This is a genomic window from Solirubrobacter ginsenosidimutans (assembly GCF_027587205.1).
Map to the genome: position 1 here is coordinate 1 of NZ_JAPDOD010000133.1, position 1,086 is coordinate 1,086.

At 71.5% G+C, this 1,086-nt stretch carries 1 protein-coding gene; it reads right to left on the reverse strand.

Going from position 1 to position 1,086, the window contains the following annotated elements; genetic code table 11:
* On the reverse strand, window positions 1-929 hold a 929-nt coding region (locus OM076_RS44495), incomplete at its 3' end, for an ATP-binding protein (RefSeq protein WP_270046751.1).
* Between the last annotated feature and the right edge of the window lie 157 nt (window positions 930-1,086).

Consider the following 1,086-nt stretch of genomic DNA (forward strand, 5'->3'; position numbering starts at 1 on the left):
CCTTGCCCGCGGGCCGCGCTGAGGTGTGTGCGGTGGTAGCGGTCGTGGATCACGACGCGTGAGGCTCCGGTCGTGTGCGCGAGCCGCTGGGCAGCAGCCTCAGCACCGGTCTCCGTCGTGTGCTCGCACATCGGGGTGGTGGCGTCGGCGCCGAAGACGCGCCAGGTTCCGGCTCTCGGTTCGGGCACGACGTGCAGATCGCCGGCTTGCCCTCGAGGGGCGGTGGCATGGTTGTTTGCCGGCGCACCGAGCGAGTTGGTTTCGCGTTGGGTCGGGCCGGTTTGTCGGGCGGCTGGTGCATCGCGCAGTTGCGCCGATACCCGGGTGCCTCCCGCTGCGGCACGCTCAACCTGCCAGCGCTCGCTGAGGGAGTGCACGAGACTCAAGCCGAATCCGTCGCCGGTCGTCGGGTTTCCGGGCGCCATCGCGGCGCGCCCGGAATCCTCGACCTCCAGCCACACGCTGTCGGGCTGGCGTCGCAGGCGCACAACGACGTCGCTCTCGGGGTCTGCGCCGCTGTGTCGCACGCTGTTGGTGACCAGCTCGGAGATCACGAGGTGGGCGCGCTCGAGCGCGGTGGCGCTGAGGCGCTCGCCGAGCATCGCGCTAAGGAACTTGCGCGCCGCGTGCGGCGCGCCGACCTCGAGCGGCAAGCGCTGTTCGATCGTCGCGCCCTCACCGGAAGGTTCGGCGTTTAGACCGTGCGGTGGCAGGCTCATGCGGTCGATCGCGGCGCGTAGCTCGCCGTTTTCGGCCTTCAGCGCTTGCGCTCCGCAGCGCAGGGTTGCGACGATCCTCCGGAGCGTGTCGATCAGCGCCGCTTGGCGGCGGCATATCGATCGCAGTTGCGCCACTTCGGCGGGTGCGCCGTCGTGCCCGGGCGGGGGCGCGGTGCGCGCGCTGCCAGGGTCCAGCTCGTTGGCCTCCATTGGCTCGCCTTCCTCCGAGCGCTCGCGCGATCCGGCTCATGGAGCCGTGCCGGCGAGGTCCCGGGCGATGGTGGAAGGCACGCCCACTCGCCGCGTCGCGATCCGGCACCATCAGGGTCCGGTCGAGCCGCCGCTCGAGGCCATGCCATGTCCTGCG